Annotated in this window: 11 protein-coding genes and 2 pseudogenes; 6 read left to right on the top strand and 7 right to left on the bottom strand. The window is 67.8% G+C overall.

Features of this window, described 5'->3' with window-relative positions; translation table 11 throughout:
• Positions 1–3: 3 nt before the first annotated feature.
• From ABWO17_RS07880 to ABWO17_RS07900, 5 genes are all read left to right on the top strand, one after another.
• Positions 4–2,535 carry a PAS domain-containing sensor histidine kinase gene (locus tag ABWO17_RS07880; protein ID WP_353117305.1) on the top strand — a complete coding sequence of 844 codons (2,532 nt, stop codon included), beginning with the start codon at positions 4–6 and terminating at the stop codon, positions 2,533–2,535.
• On the top strand, positions 2,513–4,687 hold the full coding sequence (locus ABWO17_RS07885; protein WP_353117307.1) for a sigma 54-interacting transcriptional regulator: 2,175 nt from the start codon (positions 2,513–2,515) through the stop codon (positions 4,685–4,687). Before ABWO17_RS07880 ends, ABWO17_RS07885 begins: the two co-directional genes overlap by 23 nt.
• A gap of 449 nt (positions 4,688–5,136) precedes the next feature.
• Positions 5,137–5,958 (top strand): ABC transporter substrate-binding protein, encoded by an 822-nt coding sequence (locus ABWO17_RS07890; RefSeq protein ID WP_353117309.1) that lies wholly within the window; start codon positions 5,137–5,139, stop codon positions 5,956–5,958.
• Between the two features lie 175 nt (positions 5,959–6,133).
• Entirely contained in the window at positions 6,134–6,829 is a 696-nt protein-coding gene (locus tag ABWO17_RS07895) for an ABC transporter permease (protein WP_353117311.1), read from the top strand.
• Positions 6,826–7,629: an ABC transporter ATP-binding protein gene (locus ABWO17_RS07900; protein ID WP_353117313.1), complete on the top strand. Its 804-nt coding sequence runs from the start codon at positions 6,826–6,828 to the stop codon at positions 7,627–7,629. Before ABWO17_RS07895 ends, ABWO17_RS07900 begins: the two co-directional genes overlap by 4 nt.
• Before the next feature lie 446 nt (positions 7,630–8,075).
• On the opposite strand, the gene acs is transcribed toward ABWO17_RS07900, so the two are convergent.
• The 7 genes and pseudogenes from acs to ABWO17_RS07935 form a co-directional block, all read right to left on the bottom strand.
• Positions 8,076–10,241, bottom strand: a complete 2,166-nt coding sequence (gene acs / locus ABWO17_RS07905; RefSeq protein WP_353117315.1) for an acetate--CoA ligase — start codon at positions 10,239–10,241, stop codon at positions 8,076–8,078.
• Between the two features lie 2 nt (positions 10,242–10,243).
• A pseudogene (locus ABWO17_RS07910) lies at positions 10,244–10,675 on the bottom strand (LytR/AlgR family response regulator transcription factor); the annotation flags it as partial.
• A 486-nt stretch (positions 10,676–11,161) separates the two neighbouring features.
• A pseudogene (locus ABWO17_RS07915) lies at positions 11,162–11,485 on the bottom strand (LytR/AlgR family response regulator transcription factor); the annotation flags it as partial.
• A gap of 588 nt (positions 11,486–12,073) precedes the next feature.
• Positions 12,074–13,864, bottom strand: coding sequence for an amino acid ABC transporter permease (locus ABWO17_RS07920; RefSeq protein ID WP_353117317.1), 1,791 nt, complete (start codon positions 13,862–13,864; stop codon positions 12,074–12,076).
• Between the two features lie 191 nt (positions 13,865–14,055).
• Positions 14,056–14,883 (bottom strand): transporter substrate-binding domain-containing protein, encoded by an 828-nt coding sequence (locus tag ABWO17_RS07925; RefSeq protein WP_353117319.1) that lies wholly within the window; start codon positions 14,881–14,883, stop codon positions 14,056–14,058.
• Between the two features lie 177 nt (positions 14,884–15,060).
• Positions 15,061–15,792 (bottom strand): amino acid ABC transporter ATP-binding protein, encoded by a 732-nt coding sequence (locus ABWO17_RS07930; protein WP_015946413.1) that lies wholly within the window; start codon positions 15,790–15,792, stop codon positions 15,061–15,063.
• 547 nt (positions 15,793–16,339) lie between these two features.
• Positions 16,340–17,728: a sensor histidine kinase gene (locus ABWO17_RS07935; RefSeq protein WP_353117321.1), complete on the bottom strand. Its 1,389-nt coding sequence runs from the start codon at positions 17,726–17,728 to the stop codon at positions 16,340–16,342.
• A gap of 703 nt (positions 17,729–18,431) precedes the next feature.
• Between ABWO17_RS07935 and ABWO17_RS07940 the strand changes: the two genes are divergently transcribed.
• Positions 18,432–19,445, top strand: a complete 1,014-nt coding sequence (locus ABWO17_RS07940) for a tetratricopeptide repeat protein (RefSeq protein WP_353117322.1) — start codon at positions 18,432–18,434, stop codon at positions 19,443–19,445.
• Positions 19,446–19,583 lie beyond the last annotated feature (138 nt).

Consider the following 19,583-nt stretch of genomic DNA (forward strand, 5'->3'; position numbering starts at 1 on the left):
ACCATGCCCAAGCGCGCCGTTTCCCGTACCGGCAAGGCCTCCGGCACCGGGGGAGTGTCGCCGGAATTGCCCGGCGCAGCGGCATCGCCTGCGTCCGTCAATCCTGCTCCCTCGCCCTGCCCTGCCAGTCCTGGCAGTCCTGGCAGTTCTGGCAGTCCTGCCAGCTCTGGCAGTCCCCACTGTCCCGCCCGCTCCGCCCACGCCGCATTGCCCGGGGGGGGCGATTCTTTCGCTGGAGGGGCCGAGCCCCGGCCGGAGCTGTTCCCCCCGTCCGCCACGCACTCCTCCGCCCGGACACCGGACGAGGAACTGCAACGCCTGCGCGCCGAGGTGGCCGTGCTGCGCCACCGGCTGCGCAAGGCTGAGGCGCGCCTGCTGCCCCTGAATGCCGACCCGGAAACACCGGACATGCTGCTGGACGCGGTGCCCCTGCTGGCGCTGTGCATCGACGCCGACGGGCGGATGCGCATGGTCAACCGGGGCTTCGAATCGCTGTTCGGCGTCTGGCGCATGGAGGCACGCGGCCGGGGGCTGGCGGAACTGGTCCCCCCGGAGGTGGCCGCGCAATTGTCCCCCATGCTGGCCCGCGCCTTTGCCGGTGAAGCGCGCGTGACCGGAGAACTGGCCGTCACCAACCGCACGGGCCAGCGCTGGTTCAACATTACCCTGGTCGGGCGCGGCCTGCCGGGCAGCGGCATCATGTGCCGGGTGTTGCTGGTGGGGGTGGAAATAACCGAGGCGGTCACCGCCCGCCATGCCCTGCGCGAGATAGGCGAAACCCGTCGTGCCCTGCTGGACGCGGCGCCGGGGGCGGCCTTTCTGATGGAGCCGAACGGTACCATCGTGGCCCACAACAGCGCTGCCTCGCGCCATGCCTGGCGCGACGGGCAGGACATGGCTGGCGAGAGCGTGTTCGCCCACATGCCGCCGGACATGGCCGCCAGGCGCCGGGCAGAGCTTGCGCGTTGCGTGGCCACCGGGCGCGGCGGCTACTTCGAGGACCACGACGGCGGCCGCGTGCTGCGCCACAACCTGGTGCCCGTGTACGACGCGCAAGGCCGGGTAGCCCAGATCGCCGCGTACGTGCACGACGTGACCACCCAGCGCCGGGCCGAGGAGGAACTGCAAGCCACCCTGGAGCGCAAGGACCGCATGGTCCATGCCCACGAGGCGGCTCTGGGCCGACACGAACGGCTGCTGCGGCGCATCTACGACGACGTGCCCGTGGGGCTTCTGCATACCAGCGCGGCGGGCAACGTCATCGAGGCCAACCGGGCGCTGTGCGCCATTACCGGGCTGACCCTCGGCGAGATGCGCGGCACCCACGTGCTCGACCTGGTGTTGCCCGAATACCGCGAAGCCCTGACCTACGAGATGCAGCGCAACCGGGCGGAACGTGACCGGGTGGCCCGGTTCGAGGTGCGGGTGCGCAGGCCCGACGGCGAGATACGGTTGTGCCGCGTCACCTCCACGGTGATCTGGGGCACCGATGACCTGCCCCTGTTCGGGCTGGGCGTGGTGGAGGACCAGACCGAACTGTACCGCCTGCGCGCCGAGGCCGTGCGGGCCGGACAACTGGCCGCCCTGGGCGAACTGGCCGCCGGGGTGGCGCACGAGATCAACAACCCCATCAACGGCATCATCAACTGCGCCCAGCTGATGCTGGACGATGCCGACGTGGCCGCGCAGGGCGGCATGCGGCACGAGCCGCAGCCCGAGCTGGCCGGGCGCATCCTGCGCGAAGGGCAGCGCATCGCGGGCATCGTGCGCAACCTGCTGTTCTTCGGGCGCGACCGGCGCGACGCCGACGTGCGGGTGGACCTGCGCGAGGTGCTGCACGATGCCCTGGCCCTGACCCGCACCCACATGGAGGGCGACGGGGTGGTCATCGAACTCGACCTGCCGGATGTGCCGCTGATGGTGGTGGGCCGCCCCGGCGAATTGCAGCAGGTCTTCATGAATCTTCTGGCCAATGCCCACCATGCCCTGAACGCGGCGGCGACCGGTGAACCCGGGGAACCCGGCGCTGGCCCGCGTTCCCGGCGCCTGATCCTGACGGCGGCGCGGTCCTCGCTGGGGCCGCAACGCGAGGTGGCCCGCAAGGGTGTGACGCTTGACGGGGGGGGCGATGGCTGCCGGGGGGTATGCATTCCCGAACGCCGCGCCGCGCGGCGAAGAGGCGGGCGCCTGACGGTGAGCGGCCCGTGCGTGTGCGTCACCGTGGCCGACACCGGCTCGGGCATTGCCCCGGCGGTGCTGGAACGGGTGTTCGAGCCGTTTTTCACCACCAAGCCGGAGGGCAAGGGCACCGGGCTCGGCCTGTCCATCAGTTACGGCATCATCAAGAGCCACGGCGGCACGCTGATGCTGGACAGCGACGGCGTTTCGGGCAGCCGCGCCGTGGTGGTGCTGCCCGAGGCCCCGCCCGAGACAAGCCCCGAGGCTGGCGCGGCGGCGCCCGGCAGTCCGGATGCGCCCGGTCACACCACAGGCACGCACGGGGAGGTCGCCCATGGCGAAGATACTGCTCGTTGACGACGAGGAGAGCATCCGCTTCACCCTTTCGGCCTTTTTGCGCCGTGACGGCCACGTGGTGGTGACGGCGGCCAGCCTGGAAGAAGCGTTGCATGCGCTGGAACCGGCCAACGGCGGCCCGCCGGACCTCGTCATCACCGATATCGTGCTGCGCGGCGAAAACGGACTGGATTTCGCCCGTACCGTGCGCGAACGCTGCCCCTTCGTGCCGGTCATCCTGCTGACGGGGCGGCCCAGTGTGGAATCCGCCGTGCGGGCGGTGTCGGAAGGGGCGGAACAGTACCTGACCAAGCCGGTGGACAAGGAACAGATGCTTCAGGCTGCCCGGACGGCCCTGCGCCACAAGGCCCTGGACGACGAGCGCCGCGCCCTGGTGATCGAACGCGAAAACCTGCGGGTGCACCTGGAGGCGGTGTTCCAGGCCGTGCCCGACGTGCTGGTGACCGTGACCCCTGATTTGCGGATACAGCGCATGAACCGTGCCGCGCGCGAACTTCCGGGCGGTGCGCGCGATGCGCGCCAGGCGGCGGGGCGGCGCTTTGACGAGGCGCTGGGGTTGTTCGCCCCATTGTTCCGCCCGGTGCTGGACGAAACCCTGGGGGCGCGCCGGGCCTCGCGGCGGCGCCGGGTTTCCGCCCAACTGGCCGACGGACGCGAGCAGGTGTTCGAGATCGAGGCCGCGCCGCTGGTTGGTGGCGGCGGCGAATTCCTGGGAGCGCTGCTGGTGGCGCGCGATGTCACCCGTCTGGCCGGGCTGGAAGAAGCCCTGGGGCACCGGGCGGGCATGAACCAGATCATCGGGCGCAGCGCGCCCATGTCCGAGCTGTTCCATCTGCTGGACGAACTGGCCCAGACCGACACCACCGTGCTCATCACCGGCGAATCGGGCACCGGCAAGGAACTGGTGGCCGAGGCGCTGCACCGGGGCGGGCCGCGCGCGCTGGGGCCGCTGGTCAAGGTGAACTGCTCGGCGCTGTCCGAACACCTGCTGGAAAGCGAACTGTTCGGCCATGTGCGCGGGGCGTTTACCGGAGCCGTGCGCGACAGGGTGGGCCGGTTCCAGCTGGCGCACGGGGGCACCATCTTTCTGGACGAAATCGGCGATGTTTCGTCCGCCGTGCAGCTCAAGCTGCTGCGGGTGTTGCAGGAGCGCGAGTTCGAGCGGGTGGGCGACACCCGCACCGTCAAGGTGGACGTGCGGGTCATCGCCGCCACCAACCGGCCACTGGCCGAACTGGTGCGTTCCGGCAGGCTGCGCGAGGACCTGTACTACCGGTTGCGGGTGGTGGAACTGCACCTGCCCGCCCTGCGCGACCGGCGTTCGGACATCCCCCTGCTGGTGGACCACTTTGTGGAGCAGTTCAACATCCACTTCCACCGCCGCATGGCCGGGGTGACCCCCGCCGCCCTGCAAGCGCTGATGGCGCATTCCTGGCCCGGCAACGTGCGCGAACTGCGCCACGCGCTGGAGCACGGCTTCATCCTGTCGCGCGGCGACGTCATCGACGTGGACGCCCTGCCGCCCGAGGTGCGCACCGCAACGGGGATGTCGGCCACCGTCGCGCCCATGCCGCGCAGCATCGCCTGCGATACCGACCTGCCGCCAAGGGCGGTGGGCGGCGGGTGGGCCGGGGAATGGGCCAGGGATCGGGAGATGGACCGGAGTACGGACGCCATGGCCCGGTTCCCCCATGGAGCATGGTCATCCGGTGCCCCGGTCCACGGCCCTGCCGCCGGTGCACCCGCCGAGCGTGCCGAGGTTGACCATTCCGGCATCTATCCGGACGGGACGCCCGTGAGCCTGGTCGGCGCCGGACGGGGAAGGGGAAAGGCATCCCCCGCATCGCCGGGATTGGGCGGATCGGCCTTGCCGGTCATGCCGACAGGCCTGGCGAGTGGTGCGTACGGCGGCCAGGTTGCCGAGGGGCACGCCCCCTACGGTGGGGATGCGGGCCGCCGCCTGCGGCTGACCCCCGAACTGCTGGCCGATGCCCTGCGCAGGGCCGGGAACAACAAGGCCCGCGCGGCGCGACTGCTGGGTGTTTCGCGCCAGACGGTATACCGCAAGCTGGTAGAGTTCGGCATGCCCGAAGGCGATCCGGACGGAGAGCCGGGCGGGGGCGCAAGCGAGGGAGACGCATCGGGCCCGTAACCGCAGCCTTGCCGGAACGCCCGGTCCGCAGCGGCGAATCCGTCGCACCATGTCGCCACCCCGGCCATGCCGTCACGGGTGGCCCATCGCCCTGTTCCGGGACATCCGGGGCGGGGCGTTGTCGTTGCGGCGTGGCTGGTGCACATCGTGCGCCAGGCGCCTGGTTGCATGACAGCGCAGGAGGGCTGGACAGGATGTTTCCTGCCCCCGCCACCCGGTCGGTATTCCTTTCTGTTTTTTTCAACATGTTTGTTTTAGTTGGCAAAGGTGTTTTTAGGTCGTGTCAGGTTTGTTTAGGTTTGTCCGGGTCGTCGTTCCGGATTGATGGTGTCAATCCTTGTGCACGTTTTCTACTTGTTTCGTGACTGTTTGGACTGCTAACATTCATGCCCATTGGAGAGTAACCGGACACCCGAAGACAACGACCAACGACCAACCCGGAGGATGCCATGCGTCGTCTGCTTCTCGTTCTTTGCCTGTTCACCGTAATGCTGCCTGCGCAGTCCATGGCGGCGGACAAGGTGCTGATGATGGCCACCACCACCAGCACCGCCGATACCGGCCTGCTCGACGATCTTGCCCCCGCCTTCCAGAAGGAGACGGGCATCGAGCTCAAGTTCACGGCCACCGGCACCGGCAAGGCGCTGGAAATGGGCCGCAGCTGCAACGTGGATGTGCTGCTGGTGCACGACCCTGAGGCCGAGGCCAAGTTCGTGGGTGACGGCTTCGGCATCAATCGCGTCCAACTGATGTACAACGATTTCGTCATGGTGGGCCCCAAGGCCGACCCGGCGGGCGTGAAGGGCAAGTCCGTGGCCGAGGCCATGAAGGCCCTGTCTGCGGGCAAGGCCCCGTTCATCAGCCGTGGCGACAAGTCCGGCACCCATGCGCTGGAACTGCGCCTGTGGAAGGATACCGGCGCGGGCGTGCCCGAAGGCAAGGAATGGTACGTGGAAGCGGGCCAGGGCATGATGCGCACCATCGCCATGTGCGCGGAAAAGGGCGGCTACACCCTTACCGACCGGGGCACCTGGATCAAGTACGAGGCGGGCCTGAAGGAAGCCGGGCCGCTGTCCATCGTGGTGGAGAAGGATCAGAAGCTGTTCAACCAGTACAGCTCCATCACCGTGAACCCGGCCAAGTGCCCGTCTGCCAAGGCCGACCTGGCCGACGCCTTCACCAAATGGATGGCCAGCCCCTCTACCCAGAAGCGCATCGCCGACTTCAAGCTGATGGAAAAGCCGCTGTTTACGCCCAACGCGGGCAAGTAAGCCAGCGTCGTTGACGGATACCCGGCGGCGGGGCGGCAGTGCCGTTCCGCCGTCTTTTCGCGGGCGGCAGTGGAATAGGCATGTCCGCGTGCCAGACGATCGGCGCCTTTCGTCCCCTGTCGTTGCCCGCATGGGGGATGGCGTTTAGAGTCCCCTGCAAGGAGACCGCAGCCCAATGGACTATCTGATCGACGGCCTTGCCACCGCCCTGCGCCTGCTGGCCGCTGGCGACGCCGAAACCTTTTCCGCCGTATGGATCACCCTTGCGGCGTCGGGAATGTCCATTGCCGCGTGTCTGGCCATCGGCGCGCCGCTGGGGTTCCTGATCGGCTACCATGACTTTCCGGGCCGCCGGGCCGTGCGCATTGCCGTGGATACGGCGCTGTGCTTTCCCACCGTGGTCATCGGCCTGCTGGTGTACCTGCTGCTGTCGCGGCAGGGGCCATTGGGCGATCTGGGGCTGCTGTTCACCATTCCCGGCATGTCCGTGGGCCTGACGCTGCTGGGAATACCCATCGTCATGGCCATGACCGCGTTGGCCGTGGAGCAGGCCGACGCGCGCCTGCGCCTGACCCTGCTCACCCTGGGGGCCAACGGGCGCCAGGTGCTCTTCGCCACCCTGTGGGAAACCCGCTACCACCTGATGTTGGCGGGGGTGGCGGCCTTCGGGCGCATCGTGTCCGAGGTGGGGATTTCCATGATGGTGGGGGGCAACATCAAGTGGCATACCCGTACCATCACCACGGCCATTGCGCTGGAAACGGGCAAGGGCGACTACGCCCTGGGCATTGCCCTGGGACTGGTGTTGCTGGCCATTGCCCTGTTGCTGAACCTGGTTCTGGCGGGGTTGCGCAGGAGGGCGGGAAGATGAGCGGACACGAGACGCGATCCGGGCACCCGTTGCCTCCCGATACCCCGGTTGCTCACGTATGCGGCGATCCTGCCGAGGCTGGCACCGGCGTGCCGTGCACGCGCGGTAACGCGCCGCTCTATCAACTGGAGGGCGTGGTGCGCCGCCACGGCGACCGGACGGTGCTTGACGTGCCCCGGTTGGACATCGCCGCCGGGGGGATCACCGGGGTGGTGGGACCCAATGGCGGCGGCAAGTCCACCCTGCTGCGCCTGCTGGCCCTGCTGGACGCCCCCTGCCGGGGCCAACTGCGCTTTGCGGGAGAGGCGGTGGGACCGCTGTCTTCCGGGCGCACGGCGGACCTGCGCCGCTCGGTGACCCTGCTGTTGCAGGAACCCTACCTGCTGCGCCGCAGCGTGTACGAGAACGTGGCCTTCGGCCTGTCCGTGCGGTCTGGGCGGTCTGTGCGGTTCTGGCGGTCCGGGCACGGCGTGCGCGAAACGGCGGATGCCGTGCGGGGCGCGCTGGAACTGGTGGCCCTGGACCCGGACGTGTTCCTGCGCCGTCGCTGGTTCGAACTTTCCGGCGGCGAGGCCCAGCGCGTGGCCCTGGCCGCCCGGCTGGCCTTTTCGCCGCGCGTGCTGCTGATGGACGAACCCACGGCCAGCCTGGACGAGGACAGCGCCGCGCGCATCGCCGACGCCGCCCGCGCCGTGGCCGAGCGCGGCACCACGGTCATCGTGGTCTCGCACGACCGCGATTGGCTGGAGCCGTTGGCTGGCCGCATCCTGAAGGTACGGCGGGGGCAGGTGGAAGGATAGCCCCGGCGCGGGCAGGCCCCCTGGGCCCCCTGTCCGCCGCAGCATCCGTTCTTCGAGCGCGCCCGCATTGCCGCCCGGCGCCTCCCCTTGCCCACGGAATCCGGGCAATGCCGCGAACGCCGCCCCCACCATGGCGTGGGGGCGGCGTTCGTATTTCAGGCCTTCGGGGCGTCGGATGTCCGATGTCCAGAAACTGTAGACTGGTTTTTCAGACCGGGAAAGCCTGTTCGAAAAACTTTAGACTTTGGCGTGATTTTTCTAGAGATGGCGGTTGATGCAGGTTTGCCCTGTTGCGCGATTTTCTCGGCCCCCGGCGGTGGCAAAGGCCGGGTATAGGCTGGGGGATTGCGTGGCAAGGGGGAGCCAGGTCGAAACAGTAGGGGTACCGGGAGCAGATGCAGCCTGCGCGCGCCGGGGCACATCCCCCCCCCCCGCGCTGTCGTCGGCTATACGTACCCATCTTCGAGCGTGGACAAATCCCCCGTATCCCGGCCCAGTTCCTCGCTGCGCAGCACCCGGCGCATGATCTTGCCGCTGCGGTTGCGGGGCAGCCCCTCGCGGAAGGACACCTCGCGGATGACCGCCACCGGCCCCAGTTCGCGACGCACGTGCTCCACCAGTTCGGTGGCCAGGTCGTCGGCGCTGACCATGGTGCCCAGCGGTGGGTGGTCATCCACCAGCACCACGAAGGCCTTGGCCACCTCGCCGCGCAAGTCGTCGGGCACGCCGATGACCGCGCATTCCGCCACCGTGGGGTGCGAGGCCAGTGCCGCCTCCATCTCTGCCGTACCGATGCGGTGCCCGGCGATGAGCAGCACGTCGTCGGCCCGGCCCTGAATCCAGAAGTAGCCATCCTCGTCGCGCCGGGCCACGTCGCCGGTGCAGTACCAGCCGGGAAAGCGTTCCCAGTACAGGCGGCGGTAGCTTTCGTCGTCGTTGTACACCCCGCAGGACATGGCGGGCCACGGGCGTTGCAGCACCAGCAGGCCGCCGCGCCCCGGCCCCACGGGCTTGCCGTGTTCGTCCACCACGTCGGCCTCGATGCCGGGCAGCGGGCGGGTGACCGAACCGGGCTTCAGCAGCGACACGGGCAGGGGGCTGAGCATGATCATGCCCGTCTCCGTCTGCCACCAGGTGTCCAGCACCGGGCAGCGCCCGCGCCCCACGTGGCGGTGAAACCACAGCCACGCTTCCGGGCTGATGGGCTCACCCACCGTGGCCAGCAGGCGCAGGGTGGTCAGGTCGTGTCGGGCCACGTGTTGCGCGCCGTGACGCATCAGCATGCGTACCAGGGTGGGCGCGGTGTACAGGATGGTGATGCCAAGGCGTTCCACCATGGACCACACCCGTCCCGGTTCCGGGTACAGGGGGTGCCCTTCATAGAGGACCGTGGTCGTGCCCGCCATGAGCGGCCCGTACACCACGTAGCTGTGCCCGGTGATCCAGCCCGGCTCCGCCGTGCACCAGAAAATGTCCGTGGGCTTCACGTCGAACACCCAGCGCATGGTGCGGTGCACCCCCACCATGTAGCCGCCGTGGGCGTGCACGTGCCCCTTGGGCTTGCCCGTGGTGCCGGAGGTGTACAGCAGGAACAGCGGGTCCGTGCTGTCCATGATCTCGGTAAGCGCTTCGTGGTGCTGGCCGCGCACGGCGTCGTGGTACCAGATGTCGCGCCCTTCGGTCATGGGCGTTTCCACGTGGGCGCGGTGCACCACCACCATGTGGCGCACCCCGGCGGCAAGGTCGGGCGGCAGGGTGGCTACTGCCTCGTCGGCGATGGGTTTGAGCGGGATGACCCGGCCATTGCGGTAGAAGCCGTCCACCGTGACGATGACGGCGGGGCGGGCGTCCTCCATGCGGTCGCGCAGCGAGCGGGCGGAAAAGCCGCCGAACACCGTGGAATGCACGGCCCCGATCTTGGCGGCGGCCAGCATGGCGAACACCGTTTCAGGCAGGGGCGGCATGTAGATGATGACCCGGTCGCCCTTGCCCACGCCCAGGCCGCGCAACGCGTTGGCCAGGCGGTTCACCTCGCGGTACAACTGGTAGTAGGTGAAGCTGCGCGTGTCGCCCGATTCGCCTTCCCAGATAAGGGCCAGGCGGTTCTTGGTGCCGGTTTCGATGTGCCGGTCCAGCGCGTTGTGCACGATGTTGCAGCGCGCGCCGGTGAACCAGCGGTGGAAGGGTGCGTTGCTGCCGTCGTGCACCTCGTCCCAGCGGCGGAACCATTCCAGTTCTTCCGCCGCCTCTTCCCAGTAGCCGTCGGGGTCGGCGGCGGCCTTGGCGCGGGCGCGGGCCAGATCCTGCGGGTTGACCACGGCCCCGGCCACCACCTGCGGCAGGGGTCGGAACACGCGTTCCTCGCGCAGCAGGGCGTCTATGGTGCCCCCGGTAAAGGGCAGGTCGCGCAAGGGCGGCACGGCGCCCGCAGGCGGGGTGCCGTCGTCATGCGCGTCGGGGACGATGGGCGCGGTGCGCCCCGCATGCTCTCCGGTTGCGCCGGACGTGTCGGGGGCAATATCGGGCTGCACGTCGGGGCCGATGCCGGGCGCGGCGTGGGCCGGGGTGTCCGGCGCTGCGGATGGCTGTGCGGGATGTTTGCGGCGCGGCATGGCTAAAGCCCCAGTATATCTTTCAGTTCGCCCAGTCGCCTGCGGCTGATGGGCAGTTCGATGCGGGTGCGGCCCATGGTGCGCAGCATGCAATTGCCGCCCGGCACCGAGGCGATTTCCGTCACCATGTCCAGGTTCACCAGATACTTGCGGTGCACGCGGAAGAACCGGTGCGGGCGCAGTCTGCCTTCCAGCACCTTCAGCCGGTATGAGGTCAGGTACTTGTCGGTGGAGGTGTGCACGTAACTGTAGTCCTCGTAGGCCTCTACGAAGACGATTTCGTTGTACGGCACCAGAATGGTGGTGCCGTCCTGGGTGATGGCCAGCTTGCCGATTTCCACCGGGCGGAAGCGGCTGGTGTAGTCCCAGGCGGAGCCCAGGGCCGAGAGGAAGCTGTCCTGCTCCTCGTCGCCCAGCGCCAGTTGCAGGGTCTGCACGGGGGGGCCGTCGTACGCGTCGAAGGTGCTGCTGGGACCGTGGGCATCATGCGCGCCATGTGCGTCATGCGCATCATGTGCGTCATGAGCATCATGTGTGCCGGGGCGCCATTCCTCGTGCCAGCCGTCCCGGCTCCCGCTGGGCCATCCGTCCTGCCAGCCACCAAGGGGTTCGATGTCGCCGGAGGCGATGGCCGCCCGCACGGCGGAAGGGGGGGCGGCGGCGCTGGCCGGAATTCCCGGCTGGGTGGGTGCTGGGGCATTGGCGCTGGCTGGTTGTGGTCGGGAAGGGGTGCCCGAGCCCTGCCGTGCAGCCGTGGGGGGCTGGTCCGGCTGTGACTGCGGGCTCGGCTGTGACTGCTGGTTCGGCTGCGGCTGCGGGGCGTGATGCGGTTCGCGCCAGCGGGCTGCCGGTTCCGGGGCCAGCCGGAAGTTGGCGCGGAACTGGTCCAGCCGCCCAACGGTGCGCTGGAAGCGTTCGTCGGGGCAGGGAAAGATGAGGTAGTCGGTGGCGTCCAGGTCGAAGGCCTCGAAGGCCAGTTTCTCGTCCTCGGCGATGAACACCAGCGCCGGGCGGTCGCGTTGCCCAAGCAGGCGGCGTGCCAGTTCCAGGCCCGAGGTTTCACCGCCAAGGTCCACGCCGGTAAAGAATACCCCGTAAGGCAGGGCGTCGAGCAGCGCCCAGGCCTCGTCGCCGTCCACGGCCTCGCCCAGCACGCGCAGGAAAGGCACGGGCGCCAGCAGGCGGCGCAGGCGTTGCCGCACTTCCGGGTCTGGGTGGGCGAGCAGGGTGTTCAGACGTGTCATTGAGGTCCGTGGGGTCCGTGGGGGTCCGTGGATGATCGTGAGTGACCGTGGAGGGGCCGCGCGCGCAGGAGCAGCCGCTGCGGCGGGACCAGAGCGACGGGACCGGGGCGACCGAATGTGGAAAGGCCCGCCGGAACCCGTCAGCCGGATCCGTCAATCATGTTCGTCCGGCATAGCCTTTCGGCATATCAGCTCGGCATATCCGTCCGGCATGGCCGCGCCCATGCGCTCGGGGCACTGTCCTTCACCCCGCACTGTACATGCGCCACGGGAATCTGAAAAGGGGCGGCAGGTTGCGCGTGGTAAGGTTGTGCGAACAACCATGCCGCCGGGTGAACCTGCCTTTGTCCTTGCGGCGCGGGCGCAAACAGAAGCCGATCCCACGTCGCACGGTTCCTTGCAGGGGGGGCCATGGGGTGCCGGGCTGCCCCTGTTTCGGCTGCCGCGCTGTGAATCCCGATGGTGAACCGGGTGATCTGTCCGCTGGGGGGACGGTCCCATGCATATCTGCAAGAAGGCCCCCGCGTCGCTTCCGGGGAAGGACGGCGGGGGCCTTTTGAACATCAAGGTTGCGGTGCGCCGGGCGCATCACATGCGCAGGCTGATCTTTTCGGGCGACAGCCTGCGTTCCAGCCGCGCCGCGAACACCGACATGGTGTAGCAGCAGATGAAGTAGAGAAAGGCCACCGTGCCGTAGATTTCCATGGGGTGGACCATCAGGCGGTTGTTGATGCCCTGGGCCACGAAGGTCAGTTCCAGCACGCCCAGCACGAAAGCCAGCGAGGTGTCCTTGAAGATGGCGATGAACTGGCCCACGATGGCGGGAATCATCTGCTTCAGCGCCTGGGGCAGCACGATCTTGCGCATGGCTTGCAGGTAGGTGAGGCCCGTGGAGTAGGCCGCCTCCACCTGCCCGGCGGGAATGTTCTGGATGCCGGTGCGCACGATTTCGGCAATGTAGGCCCCGGTAAAGGCCGTCAGCGCCCACGTGGCCGACCAGAACACGTTCATCGTGGTGCCGAACATGACCGGAATGAAGAAGTACACCCAGAAGATGACGATGATCAGCGGGTTGCCGCGAATCAACTCGATGTACAGCAGGCAGGGGATGCGGAACACCCGGTTGGACGACGAGCGCCCCACGCCCACGGCAAGGCCGATGAAGAAGCTGACCGAAATGGCGATGACGGCCATCAGCAGCGAATAGGCCAGGCCGCCAAGGCCCAGGAACATCTCGTCCGAGCGCCCGTTGGGAAAGTGCCAGATGAGCAGGGAGCGCAGGTTTTCGAACACCACGTGCCACTGAAAGCCCAGCAGCCCCTTGCCCACCGAATAGAGCAGCCCGGCCAGCAGCGCCACGAACAGCCCCTTGCCCGCCAGTACCGCGGCGCGGGCGGCGTGCCTGCCCAACTGGTGCAGCATGGCCGCCAGCGGGGTGTAGGTGGTCTGGGCGGCGGAGCGGCGGCGGGCCCGCAGGGCGCGGGTGACGGGCCGGATGAACAGGCGGCGGATGAGCCCGAACGGGGCCAGCAGCGCGCCCACCACCAGCACCGGCACCGAGCGGCCGGGGGCGGTATCCAGGCGCATGCGGCCGTTCACCCCGTTGAGAATGAACGAGATGATCAGCGACAGCGAAAGGTACAGCACCGTGGCGGCGCTGGTGGCCTCGAAGCCCTTGAAGGTCAGCGATTCCACCTGCTGGGCATGCCAGGTAAGTTCCGCCACGCCCACCACCATGGCCAGCGACGAGTTCTTCATGTTGTTCAGAAACTCGCTGCCCAGGGGAGGAATGATGGCCCGGAACGCCAGTGGCAGGATGATGGTGCGCAGCACCTGGAAATAGGACAGGCCGGAGGAGTAGGCCGCTTCCAGCAGCCCCTTGGGGATGGACTGGAGCCCCGCGCGGATGACTTCGGCCATGAACGAGGCGGTGTAGATGGACAGGCCGATGGTGGCGCACCAGAACTCGAACGGGATGGAGAACAGTGCCTCGCGCGCGTTGTCGGGCAGGATGGCCGGGAAGGCGAAGTACCAGAAGAACAGCTGGATGAGCAGCGGCGTGTTGCGAAAGAATTCGATGATGCTGGTGGCCGTGGCCCGCAACGGGCGGAACAGCGACAACCGGGCAAGGCCCAGCATGGTGCCGAGCAGCAGCGCCAGGGCGGAACTGATCAGCGAGATGCGCACCGTGTTGGCGAGGCCCTTCAGGATTTCCGCGCCCATGACCACGCCGTAGGTCTCGTTGCGCGTGAAGAGCATGCTCCACTTGAATTCGTAGCCGAAGTCGAAGACCCAGCCGCAGTAGTAGATGGCGAACGCCGCCAGCGAGATGAGGACTGCGTTCTGGACCCAGGTCTTTTCCAGCCAGTATCGGATCATGTGCCGTTCCGGAGAGGGGCGCGCCGTATGTCCCGGCGGATGCGGGGCGGTGGCGCGTGCGTGGTCTTGGTGCATGTGCGGGCGTGCGGCCGCAGGGTTGCCGCGCGCCCGCGCGCTGGTGCGCGGGTCTTCAACAATACGCAAGCCCGGACGGGCCGGGCTTGCGCGCAATGTTCAGCAGAGGTTGACCGTTAGGGCCACATTTCGATCTGGCCGGCCAGCGGCATTTCGAACGGGGTGCCCGGGCCGTACCACTTGTTGTAGATGCTCTTGTAGGTGCCGTCCTTCCACATGTCCTGGATGGCGGCGTTCACGGCGTCACGCAGGGCGGAATCGTCCTGGGGCATGGCCATGCCGTAGGGTTCGTCGGACAGGAAGTCGCCCACCAGTTCGAACTGGCCGGGGGTCTTGGCGGCGTAGCCGACCAGGATCGAGGCGTCGGTGGACCAGCCGGCCACGCGGCCGTTCTGCAGCGCCTGGAAGCACTCGGATTCCTTCTGGTAGGAAATCACGTTGGTTTCGGCGTTGGGGTCACCCGCTTCCTTCAGGGCGCGGCGCACGTTCACTTCGGACGTGGTGCCCTGCATGGTGGCGATCTTCTTGCCCACCATGTCCTTCACGGACTTGAACTGGCCCTTCTTGGACAGGATCTTCTGGCCGTCGAAGAAGTAGGTCAGCGAAAAGTCGACAGACTTGTCGCGCTCGCGGGTGTGGGTCATGTTCGACACGGAAAGGTCGATCTGGCCCGACTGCACCAGGGCGATGCGGGTCTTGTTGTTCACCTGGACGCGTTCGATCTCGACGCCCATGCGCTTGGCCACTTCGGTGGCCATGTCGTAGTCGAAGCCGCCCCATTCGCCCTTTTCATTGTAGAAGGCGCCGGGGATGGAGTCGGTCATGATGCCGACGCGGATCTTCTTTTCCTTCTGGATGCGGTCGAAGACCGGACCGGCCATGGCCACGGAGGCCATCAGCACGGTCAGGGCCGAAGCCATTGCAAGCAGTTTGACCAAGCGCATATCCTTCTCCCTGTTTTGGGTTGCCCACGGCCCCCGCACATGCGGGCAGGCCCCAGCGGGGCTGCGGTCCCTTCGGCAAAAGGGACGTCGGGCCGACAGCGGCAAGAAAGGCTCAACAGTCAAAACGGAACGTTATTATGCGGCTGTCCGGGGGGCGCTTTCCGATGGATGCGTCCCCTAGTGCGTCAGGATCTTGCTGAGAAATTCCTTGGTGCGGTCGTGAACGGGATTGCTGAAGAACGCCTCGGGGGTGTTTTCTTCCACCATGACGCCCTGGTCCATGAAGATGACCCGGTCGGCCACTTCGCGCGCAAAGCCCATTTCGTGCGTCACGCAGACCATGGTCATGCCCTCGCGGGCAAGCTGGCGCATGACGTCGAGCACCTCGTTGATCATTTCCGGGTCCAGCGCGCTGGTGGGTTCGTCGAACAGCATGATGCGCGGCTTCATGGCCAGCCCGCGCGCGATGGCCACGCGCTGCTGCTGCCCGCCCGAAAGCTGGCCGGGGTAGGCGCCCGCCTTGTCGGGAATGTTCACCTTTTCCAGCAGTTCCATGGCCGTCTTTTCTGCCTCGGCGCGGGGGGTGTTGCGCACCAGCAGGGGGGCCAGGGTGATGTTTTCCAGCACGGTCATGTGCGGATACAGGTTGAACTGCTGAAAGACGAAGCCCACCTCGGCGCGCAGCATGGTGAGGTTGGTGCGCGGGTCGTTGATGTCCACGCCATCCACCACGATGTGGCCCTTCTGGATGGGCTCCAGCTTGTTGATGCAGCGGATCAGCGTGCTCTTGCCGGACCCGCTGGGCCCGCAGATGACGACAACCTCGCCTTGCTTGATTTCAAGGGTGATATCCTGCAGCACATGCAGTCCGCTGGCGTACCACTTGTGCACATGGTCGAATTTGATCACGCGGTGCTCCACGGTTCGGTCTGGGCGGGCTGGGGCGGTCTTGCGAACGGCTTCGGGCACTGTTTCGCGCGTTGCCGTGCGCGGTGGGTGACCGGGCCACTGCGGCCATGGCGGCAGCCGACGCGCCCCGCGCCTGCGAAGTAGCAGAATACGGTGATACGGGCAACCCGTGGGGTTACGCTTTTGACATTAATGTTTCAATTCACGGCGTTGCGTCGCAAGGTCGCGACATGCCCACGTCGGATATCGCCCTTGATGGCGGGTGGTTGGCACGTGTGAAGGGGCATGCGGCCCGCGCGCGGGGGCGCTGTTTTGCGAAATTGTCAGCATTTGGCGGGGGCGGTCCTGTCATTTTCGTGCGTGCTGCCCCATGTTCGCGCACGCCGACGCAAGGCCGGGAGGGATGCGGCCACTGGGGCCACCCCCGGTCAGTCGGGCCGCCCCCAGTCAGGCGCGGGCCGGTCGGGACCAGTCGGGGCCAGTCGGGACCAGTCAGGACCAGTCGGGACCGGTCAGGACCAGCCGGGGCCGGTCGCCGCCACTGCGATCAGTCGCGGGCCGGGGTGTCGCAGGGCAACAGGAAGTAGAAGGCATTGCCGCCTTCCTGCGCCTCGTAGCCCACGCGCCCCCCATGCAGGTCCACGATTTCGCGCACGAAATGCAGGCCGTGCCCGGTGCCGTATTCGCCATGGGTGTTGGACCCCCGAAAGTCCGGTTCGAACAGGTGGGGGCTGTCGGCGTCGGACACGGCGGGCCCGGTGGTGAATACCTCCACCCGTGCACCGGGGTGGCCGGGTCCGAAGGCATCGGCCACCCGGCAGATGCGGCAGTGCACGGCCTGGCGCCGGGCACCCGGCGTGGGGCGGGTGTACTTGACCGCGTTGGACAAGAGGTTGGCCAGCACCTGGCTGATCAGCCCCACATCGGCGGAAACACGCACGTGCTCGCAGTCCGGGCGCATGTCCATGCGCACCTTGATGCCCTTTTCCTCCAGCCGTGACCGAAAGCGTTCCAGTTGCGGCAGCACCACGCGCTGGGCGATGTCGATTTCCGTCTTCTGGAGCACGTAGTGTCCCTGGTCGAAGTGGCTCTGGCGCAGCAGCGTTTCCAGAAACAGGCTGGATTGCAGGAAGTGGCGGTAGATTTCGCGGTACTGCTCGTCCAGCCGCTCGTGCAGGTAGCCCAACTGGCGGATGGCCTCGGCCTCCGGCCCGCTGGGCATGCGCCCGCCCGCGCTGAGGGTTTCGCGCAGTTCACCCATGGCCTGTATCTTGCCCTCCAGTTGCCGAAACAGCAGCTTGAAGTACATGTTGGGCACGATGACGTTGTGGCCGATGTCATGCACCAGGCTGCGGATGAACCGGATGTGTTCGCGGTTCTTCATGTGCAGCAACCTGTTGTGCAGTTGGAAACCCACGCGGTTGGCGTATTTTTCGTAGTAGAAGCGGTCGTGCTCTGTCAGCGGCGTTGCGGGGTGCAGCACCATCATGCCCAGCACGTCGCCCACGGGGGTGAAGGGCAGGCTTTCGCGGTCGGCATGGCGGCCCCGCACGGGGATGCGGTACTGGCCGTCCTGCATGTGCGGCCCTTCTGCCAGGTGGTCGCGCTGGGGCGGGTTGTTCGCGAAGGGGGGCATGTCCGGGTTGCGTCGCACCAGGGTGCCCGAGGCGTCGAGCACGTACAGCTCGGCCTGCATGTCGAACAGGATGCGCGGCACCAGCACGGCCAGCGCGTACAGGTCGGGCAGGGCGTCGAATTCCTGGGCCAGGTCGAAGAACACGTTGAAGGCGCAAATCTGCCGTGCGCTGAAGTTGTAGCGCGTGTAGTCGGCCAGCTTGGCCCGGATGCGCCCGGAAACGTGGTCTGCGCCCAGCACGGGCGGCGGTGCGGGAGGGGTGGTGTTGGACGGGGGGGCGGGGGGCTGCTCGGACGTCATGACAACCTGCTGGGCTACCCGCGGCCTGCGGGGCTTTCGGGGGCCGTGCGGGCGCCCGGAACTGGGCTTTCCGGAATCGGGACGCCCCGGTTTGGCGGTCCGCTCGTGACAGATGACGGGGAGCGTCGCATGCCAAGCGTTGACCGGTGAAGTGCGGGGCATCCGATGGCTGCTGGTCCACCGCCATCATGCATCATTTCATGCGCCGCGCCAAGGGTTCGGGCCATGCTTGCGGAGAGTTTGCCGGGCTTGCGGAGAGTTTTGCGGACGTGCGGAGAGTTTGCGGAGATACGGATGCCTGTCGGGTTCGTGGAAAGCGTGGCGGACGTGCGGATGTCTGCCGGGCTGGCGCGGCCCGGATTCGTGGGTGCCGCGTCGGCCCGGAAGCCTGTTCGGAAACCGGCTGGCAGGGGGCGCAGGGCCCCGGCGGCATTGGGCGTACCGGACATGGCACGGCTGCTGCCGGGCGTTGCGCAAGTTTCATTGACGCGGTGGGGCGCACCATGCAATCTGCCCGTGAAGGAACGGGAGCGCGTGGTGGCGCTGACAGCCCCGGCACGCCGCCGGGGACGATGGAACGCGTTGGCCTGGTTGAACTGGCGGGTCCGGTTGAACCAGTTGAGCCCCTTGGGCCGGTCGAGCCAAGTGAGTTGGCGGGGCAGTCCGGGCAACCGGCCAGACCCGCGCGGGAAGGGAGGGGCACATGGTGCCGCAGGTGTTGGGAGTGTACGTTTCCATGCGCACGGAGCGCACGGGCATGGGCACCACGAGCAGGGAAGTTTCGCAGAAGATCTACTGGCTGGCGGCCTGCCAGGCTGACGGCGCGGAAGGTTCCGCCGGGCCAGTCCGTGCAGATGGACCAGTCCGCGCAGATGGACCAAGCCGGGCAGATGGACCAAGCCGGGCAGATGGACCAAGCCGGGCAGACCGTGCGGGCCGGGCAGGTCGTGCAGAGCAGGCAGACCGGACAGAGGGCGGGCGCTACATCCTGCAACCGCTGACCGACGCGTACCTGCCCTCGGGGCTGGTGAAGGACCTGCCGGAGGCCGATTTCATCGAACACTTCCTGCCCGACCCGGACTGCTACGACAAGTTCATTCGTCCGGCAGCCGAGGCCCTGGCCGTCTACATCGACGAACTGCCGACGGACCTGCCCTTTTCGGTGGAGCAGTTCAGCCCGCTGGCCCTGCCCTTTGACCAGTTGCGCGTGCTGGACGGCCTGCTGGCCGTGCTGCGGGGCAGGCCGGGACTGGTGCCCCGTGCGCACGACGTGCCCGACCTGCGGGCCATGCTGGCGGGCATGTGCCAGTTGCGCATGGTGCCCGACTTCCAGAACCGCGTGGCCGGGGTGGCCATTGGCCTGCGCAAGCGCGGCGACTACGCGGCGGCGGAATACTACTACGAACGCGCTCTGGTGGTGAGCGGCCAGGAAGACCGCATCCTGTTCAACCTGGCGCGGGTGTACTACGAGACGGGGCGGCCCCAGAAGGCCGCCGACTGCCTGCGCCGTGCGCTGGCAGCCAATCCGGGGCTGGCGGTGGCCGAGCAGTTCCTGCGATTTGTCCTGACCGGCATGCGCGCTGGCGTGCCGGACGGGGGCGAGGTGCCGCATGAGCCCGCCCCGAACGATTCCGGAAAGGACGCTTCGGCGCGGACCGGAGCGGAGTCCACGGGGACGGAACCGGCTACCCCGGAGCCGGACGCGTCCGGCGCGTGACGCACCCCCCGGTACAGTCCGGTACAGTCCGGTGCGGTCCGGTGCGGTCCGGTGCGGTCTGGGATGCCCTTCCGGCGGCCTGTCCCGCGCCCGTTGTGCGCCCTCTCCGCGTCAGACTTTCCCTGTTCCGTAAGCCCG

Source organism: Nitratidesulfovibrio sp., from assembly GCF_040373385.1.
GTDB lineage: Bacteria > Desulfobacterota > Desulfovibrionia > Desulfovibrionales > Desulfovibrionaceae > Cupidesulfovibrio.

What these genes read in the sequence shown, in the direction of transcription:
- ABWO17_RS07940 (WP_353117322.1), top strand. Translation starts at nt 18,432, where the DNA reads ATGGTGCCGCAGGTGTTGGGAGTGTACGTTTCCATGCGCACGGAGCGC.
- ABWO17_RS07890 (WP_353117309.1), top strand. Translation starts at nt 5,137, where the DNA reads ATGCGTCGTCTGCTTCTCGTTCTTTGCCTGTTCACCGTAATGCTGCCT.
- ABWO17_RS07895 (WP_353117311.1), top strand. Translation starts at nt 6,134, where the DNA reads ATGGACTATCTGATCGACGGCCTTGCCACCGCCCTGCGCCTGCTGGCC.
- ABWO17_RS07880 (WP_353117305.1), top strand. Translation starts at nt 4, where the DNA reads ATGCCCAAGCGCGCCGTTTCCCGTACCGGCAAGGCCTCCGGCACCGGG.
- ABWO17_RS07885 (WP_353117307.1), top strand. Translation starts at nt 2,513, where the DNA reads ATGGCGAAGATACTGCTCGTTGACGACGAGGAGAGCATCCGCTTCACC.
- ABWO17_RS07925 (WP_353117319.1), bottom strand. Translation starts at nt 14,883, where the DNA reads ATGCGCTTGGTCAAACTGCTTGCAATGGCTTCGGCCCTGACCGTGCTG.
- ABWO17_RS07900 (WP_353117313.1), top strand. Translation starts at nt 6,826, where the DNA reads ATGAGCGGACACGAGACGCGATCCGGGCACCCGTTGCCTCCCGATACC.
- acs (WP_353117315.1), bottom strand. Translation starts at nt 10,241, where the DNA reads ATGCCGCGCCGCAAACATCCCGCACAGCCATCCGCAGCGCCGGACACC.
- ABWO17_RS07920 (WP_353117317.1), bottom strand. Translation starts at nt 13,864, where the DNA reads ATGATCCGATACTGGCTGGAAAAGACCTGGGTCCAGAACGCAGTCCTC.
- ABWO17_RS07935 (WP_353117321.1), bottom strand. Translation starts at nt 17,728, where the DNA reads ATGACGTCCGAGCAGCCCCCCGCCCCCCCGTCCAACACCACCCCTCCC.